This window comes from Vicinamibacteria bacterium (assembly GCA_035570235.1).
Taxonomy (GTDB): Bacteria; Acidobacteriota; Vicinamibacteria; order Fen-336; family Fen-336; genus DATMML01.
The window spans coordinates 1-5,841 of the sequence record DATMML010000126.1 but is presented as its reverse complement, the minus strand read 5'-3'; the positions used below and the strand labels follow the sequence as shown (position 1 = coordinate 5,841).

Sequence of the window (5,841 nt, the reverse complement as noted above, 5' to 3'; positions counted from 1 at the left end):
TGGAGCAGGCGGGGCTCGTCACCACGGAGAAGGTTGGGCGCGTGCGGACCTGCAGGCTCGGCCTGCGCCGACTGGAGGAGGAGGCGGCATGGATCGAGCGGTACCGTCAGCTCTGGGACGCACGCTTCGACGCGCTGGACAAGGTTGTCGAGGAACTGAAACGGAAGGAGAAGGTCGATGGACGCAAGAAGAGAGGGTGAGCCTACCCCCATGAAGAACCGCACGACGGTGGAACGCAGGTCCGAGCGTGAGCTCGTCGTTACGCGAACCTTCGACGGCCCTGCGCGCATCGTGTTCGAGGCGTGGACCAAGCCCGAGCTGCTCAAGCGGTGGTGGGCACCGAAGTCGACAGGCGTGTCCCTGCTTTCCTGCGAGGCGGATGTTCGTGTCGGGGGCAGGTACCGTTTCGAATTCGGCCACGAGACCTCAAAGCCTATGGCGTTCTTCGGTAGGTACATCGAAGTGACACCGCACTCGCGCCTCGTCTGGACTAATGACGAAAGTGACGATGGTGCCGTCACCACCGTGACCTTCGAGGAAAAAGGTGGCAAGACGCTGCTGGTCATGCACGAACTCTATCCCTCAAAGGAAGCTGTCGACGGTGCCATCGCCGGGATGGAGGGTGCGATGCCCGAGACGTTCGCACAACTGGACGAGCTTCTCCTCTCTCTGGGCGCGAGCGTGGGACGGTCATGAAGTCGTCGATCTCGCAGTCGGCCGCCTGGCTCTTCACTACGGGGAAGAGAACCCCGACGAGGTCCTCGCCGCCCTCGACGACAAGACCGAGGCTGTGATCCGCGAGCTCGAAGCCCAGCACAAGGAGGCGCGCCGTTCGCTGCGCCGTAGACGGGATCGCGCCCGAGGGCCACCTACGACCAGGCCCCGAAGCCCCGAATCCGATCCTCTCCCCCCAAACATGGAGGACTTTGACTCAACGAGGATCTCGACGTATTGGCGCAGCCTGAGCTCGGTAATGAGTCGGTCTCGGTCCCTGAACTGTTAACTCCTCGAGTCCGCCAGGTCCAGGGGGCTCAGCCGCGGTTGGAGCCCGGGACCCTTCCCGGCGGGTCCACCACGAAGGGCGCCTGGTAGTTGTGGTAGTGCCTCAGCACCGACTCGAGGGTGGGCGTCAGCTCGCATAGGAGATGGCCCCTCCCAGCCAGGGTACCCGTTAGTACCCGTACGGCTCACATGACCCCGTCCTGACTGGCTCGAGGCGCAGAGGCGCTGGCGCGCTCCGTCGCCGTCGAGTCGCGGGGGCTAGGCGACACCCGGCCGCGAAGCGCTTCGGCGTCGGGCCACGATGAGCGTGAGGTCGTCTTGCTGCTCGTGGGGGCTGAAGGAGTGGACCTCCTCCACGAGCGACGCCAGGAGGGACTCGGGCGGGCGGGCGCCGTGCCGGCGGAGGGCGTCCACGAGACGCTGCTCGCCGAACTCCTCCCCGGTGTCGTCGAATGCTTCCGTGACCCCGTCGGTGTAGAGGGCGAGGAGGTCGTCGGGCTCGAGACGGCACTCCCCCACCGAGCACTCCCACTGCCGGAAGAGCCCTAGGACGGTCGAGGTGGCCTGTAGCCGGTCCAGGGTCCCGTCACGACGCAGGACAAGCGCGCAGACGTGGCCGCAGTTGACGTAGCGGAGCGCGCCCGTGCGGTCGTGGTAGTCGCCGTAGAAGAGGCTCGCGAACGAGCTCTCGGGCGAGTTCTCGCAGAAGAGGAGGTTGACGGTCTCCAGGAGGCGCCGCGGCTCGTCGAGGGCGAACGCGACTTGGCTGCGGAGGTTGGCCTGGAGGTTTGCCATGAGGAGGGCGGCGGCCATCCCCTTCCCCATCACGTCCCCGATGACGAGGCCCAGGCGGTCCGGGCCCAGGCTCAGGAAGTCGTAGTAGTCGCCGCCCACCGCCTGCGCGGGAAGGCAAGCCCCCGCGTAGTCGAGTGACGCCAGGGCGGGCCTGGACTGGGGGAAGAGCCGGGCTTGCACCTGCCGGGCGATCCCGAGCTCGTGGACGGCGCGGCGCTCGGTTTCGAGCTTGTCGGCGGCGGCCCGGCGCTCAGTCTCCACGGTATGAGTGACCTCGTCGAAGCTGACGAGGGAGAAAGTATTCCCGTCGATGTCACGGAAGCGGGCGAAGACGCCGCCCCAGACAGGCGTCTTCTCACCGAGCAGCCGGGGCGACGAAGCTGCCCCGGCCGGAGCGGGTTCGTACTTGATCCGCCGGAGCCGCGGGGTGCTCATGAAGCGGACGCCCTTCCGCGACCACTCCTGGAACCGTGCAGCCACGTCTCCCGTGATGAGCACGACATGCGTGGCGCGGCCAATGAGCTTGTGCTCAAGGGAACGGGGTTGGGGGGCGACCAGGGCGAGGATGGCGGTGCCGTCGGGCGGGGAGACCGCGACCCAGCGCTCACCGGACTGGAGGCGGGCGTCGATGACGAGCCGGAAACCGAGCTGACCGACGTAGAAATGGAGGCTCCGGTCGAGGTCGCGCACGAAGATGCGCACCGCGTGGATGCTGAGGAAGGACGGGGCGACCCCCGGAGGGAACGCAGTAGCTGCCGCCGAGCCGGACGCGTCGCTGGCCATGCCGCGAATTATAGGACTGGAGTCGTCTCGCCGTGGGTCCGCCTGGCGGCCGGCGCCTTCTTCGACCCGGTAAGGTCACGCCGCAATCCTCGCGTGCCTTTCCCCGGCTTCAAGGCGGTTCTGGGACGGGCTACGGCCCGGCCTTGTATACTTGCCTCAAGGCACCAACAACATGAAGGGTCCCGGCTCCAGCCCGTTGGGAACCAGCCGAACCGGCGAGGAGAACAAGGGCCGCGTTCTGCTCGTGGACGACCAGCCCGAGCTCCTGGAGATCATGGGCCACGAGTTGCGGGACGCCGGTTTCTCGGTCGAAACCGCCTCCGACGGCAACGAGGCCCTCGCCCGCATCCGCTCACGGCCGCCCGAAGTCGTGGTCGCCGATGTCGAGATGCCCGTCATGAATGGGTATGAGCTGTGCCGCCGGGTGCGGGCCGCGGGTCACGATGAGATTCCGTTCTTATTTTGCTCTGGCCTGGGCGCGCCGGGGGCCCAGCTCGAGGGCTTGCAGGCGGGTGCGGACGACTACATCCTGAAGCCCGCCCGGCCGGACGAGCTTATCCTCAAGCTGAGGCGCCAGGTCGAGCGCGTGCGCAAGCTGCGCGCGGCGTCCCGAGCCTCTGGAGCGCCCTTGAATGCGGCCGAGCTGTCCGCGATCGAGGGCCGGATTCGCAGTGGCGTCGGAGTGGTCCAGCTCGGGCGCTTCGAGGTGCGTGGAATCTTGGGCCGCGGCTCGATGGGTACCGTCTTCCGGGCTTGGGACGTCAAGCTCGAGCGCTGGGTGGCCATAAAGACCGTGCGTGCCGGCACCGGCATGTCGGGCTTCTGGGACGACGATCTGGTGCGCCGCCTCGTGTCGGAAGCAGCCATGGTAGCCCGCTTCAACCACCCGCACGTGGTAGCGGTGTACGACGTGCAGGATGCAGCCGATGCGGCCTATTTCGTGATGGAATTCGTGGAGGGCGCCAGCCTGCAAGAGCTGTTGCGAAACGCGCGCCGGCTCGGCCCCGAGCAAGTCGTGCCCCTCCTCGGGGCCCTGGCGAGCGCACTCGCCGCGGCCCACGCGACCAATCTGCTGCACCGCGATGTCAAGCCCGGCAACGTGCTGCTGGGCCGCGACGGAGCGATCAAGCTCACTGATTTCGGGATCGCCTCCTTCGTCGCCTCCCGGATGCACGGCGGCGTGTTCGGCACACCGGGGTACATTCCGCCAGAGGCTCTGCGGGGCGAGGCCGTGGACCAGCGGGGCGATCTGTTCGCGCTGGGAGCAATCGCCTGCCGCTGCCTCACCGGTCGGCCCGCGTTCGAGGGGGGCACCCCTGCGGACATCCTGACGAACACAATGAACGCCCGCATGCCGAACTTGCGCGAGTCCGGGGGCCAGATACCGCACGAGCTGGAGGCGATCGTTGCGGGCTTGCTCGAGCGCGATCCGAAGGAACGCATCGCGGACGCTGCCCTCCTGGCCGGCGAGCTCTCCCGGATGTCGGCTTTCTGGGGCTGGAAATGGACGATGCCCGCCCTGAGCGGGTCGGGAAGCGCATCTCCCGAGGCCGCCTCGGATGTCCCCCACGCCCAGGTGTTCGCTACCATGAGGGCAAGGACGCACGAGGGGGGATGAGGAGGGCTTCCGCCACATCGTCGACCTTGGGGAGATTGCCCCCCGACGCTGTAGGGTGGTGTTCAGGAGCGCTCGACCGAGCGCGACCCCGACAGCCTCTGCCCGGTCACACCGCCTGCCGGGGGTTCGCGTACAATCTAGCGCTCCAATGCACCCGAGCCATTTGGGGCTCGGGCCCGACGGCTAGGCTGGAACGTGGCTGAAGAGTCCAATCCGCCCGCACTCTCCCTGGCTGGTCTGTTGGCACAGCTTGAGGCAGAGGTCGCGCGGGTGCGTCGACAGGGGGGCTTTCTTTCCCTGGCGCTCGCGGGTCCCCATGAGACTCGGCCGGCCAGAACCCTGGCCCTGGACGTGGCCCGCCTCCGGGAGCGCGCCCGGCTCCACGACACTCTCGGCTGGTATGCCCCCGATCTTCTCGCGATCGTATTGCCCGGGAACGACCTTCAGCAGGCGGTCAGCGCGGCCCAGCGTCTGCTGTTCACGCCGGAGGGCCGCGTGACGGAGCCTCTGGCGGTTGGCGTGGCCACCGTATACGGCGAGGTGGAGGGCGGCGCGGAGGCTCTCCTCCAAGCCGCCGAGGAGGCCTATCACCAGGCGGAGCCGGGCGAGGTCAAGCCCAGCGCAACGCTCAAGGGCCAGCCACGGGTGCTCGTCGTCGACGACGACGTCACGTTCGCCCAGGCTCTCGCCGACACCTTGCTGGAACTGGGTTGGGAAGGGCACCCCTGCTCCGACTACCGAGACGCTCTCGAGCGGGTGAAGAGCCAGCCCTACGATGCGCTTTTTCTGGACGTGGTCATGCCCGGGAAGAGTGGCCCCGAGATCCTCGGAGAGTCGTTCCGCCGTCATCCAAGGCGTCCCGCCGTTCTCATGAGCGGCCAGGACGTCGATCAAAAGGCGATCCTGGATGCCCTGGCGTTGGGACCCGTGATCTTCGTCCGCAAGCCGCTCTCGCGGGACGACATCATCTCCGCTCTTCAGCTCTTCCGCTCCCTGCTTCCCGGATCCGTGCGCCGCCAGCGCTCCTGACGGGCGCCCGGCCCCTTCCCGCCTTTGTGCCGCCCACGACGGGCACACGCTCCCCATTGCCAAAGCACGCGAGACACTGCCGGGCCGAAGATCGGAGGGGGCTTCTTGTGGTCCGGAGGCATGGCCGGGACCGCCAGCGCGCTCCTGGCCGCCGCGCAGGATCCCGCCGCCGGCTCAGCCCCCCGCTGGCTCAGGCCGGTTGCTGGTAGAGGCCGATCATGTTTCCTGCCGGGTCGCGGAATCTGGCCGTGATCTCGGGCGCGTCCGTGCCGATGGGCTGCACGATCTCGCCCCCGTTGTCGACGACGGCTTCAAGGGTCGCGGTCACGCTATCCACCATGACATAGAACAGAAGGCCGGGCGTTGTCGCAGGCGGGCGCCCAGGGACTCAGGACCCGCTCACCTGGCCGGTCGTGTCGTCGAAGGCCGTCCTGCCATCACCGCGTTTCCGGATGTTCCAGCCGAAGACCCGTTTTCGGAGTCGGCGTCCTGAATGTGCCGTTCACGCTTCCCGCGGCGTCCGCCAAACGTCGGCGGGGGTCTCGACGCTCCACGTGCCTTACTTCCGGCCCTCCTGGCCGTAGCGCCCGTCATGTGGGCGAGTCAGGATGCCA

Annotated in this window: 6 protein-coding genes; 4 read left to right on the top strand and 2 right to left on the bottom strand. The window is 67.8% G+C overall.

Features of this window, described 5'->3' with window-relative positions; genetic code table 11:
- On the top strand, window positions 1-200 hold a 200-nt coding region (locus VN461_22500), incomplete at its 5' end, for an ArsR family transcriptional regulator (GenBank protein ID HXB57550.1).
- A 10-nt stretch (window positions 201-210) separates the two neighbouring features.
- Window positions 211-696 carry an SRPBCC family protein gene (locus VN461_22495; protein HXB57549.1) on the top strand — a complete coding sequence of 162 codons (486 nt, stop codon included), beginning with the start codon at window positions 211-213 and terminating at the stop codon, window positions 694-696.
- A 564-nt stretch (window positions 697-1,260) separates the two neighbouring features.
- On the opposite strand, the gene VN461_22490 is transcribed toward VN461_22495, so the two are convergent.
- Window positions 1,261-2,580 (bottom strand): SpoIIE family protein phosphatase, encoded by a 1,320-nt coding sequence (locus VN461_22490; protein ID HXB57548.1) that lies wholly within the window; start codon window positions 2,578-2,580, stop codon window positions 1,261-1,263.
- A gap of 172 nt (window positions 2,581-2,752) precedes the next feature.
- Between VN461_22490 and VN461_22485 the strand changes: the two genes are divergently transcribed.
- On the top strand, window positions 2,753-4,198 hold the full coding sequence (locus VN461_22485; protein ID HXB57547.1) for a protein kinase: 1,446 nt from the start codon (window positions 2,753-2,755) through the stop codon (window positions 4,196-4,198).
- A 195-nt stretch (window positions 4,199-4,393) separates the two neighbouring features.
- A complete protein-coding gene (locus tag VN461_22480; GenBank protein HXB57546.1) occupies window positions 4,394-5,227 on the top strand; it encodes a response regulator in 834 nt (277 codons plus the stop codon).
- A gap of 190 nt (window positions 5,228-5,417) precedes the next feature.
- On the opposite strand, the gene VN461_22475 is transcribed toward VN461_22480, so the two are convergent.
- Window positions 5,418-5,567, bottom strand: a complete 150-nt coding sequence (locus VN461_22475; protein HXB57545.1) for a hypothetical protein — start codon at window positions 5,565-5,567, stop codon at window positions 5,418-5,420.
- Between the last annotated feature and the right edge of the window lie 274 nt (window positions 5,568-5,841).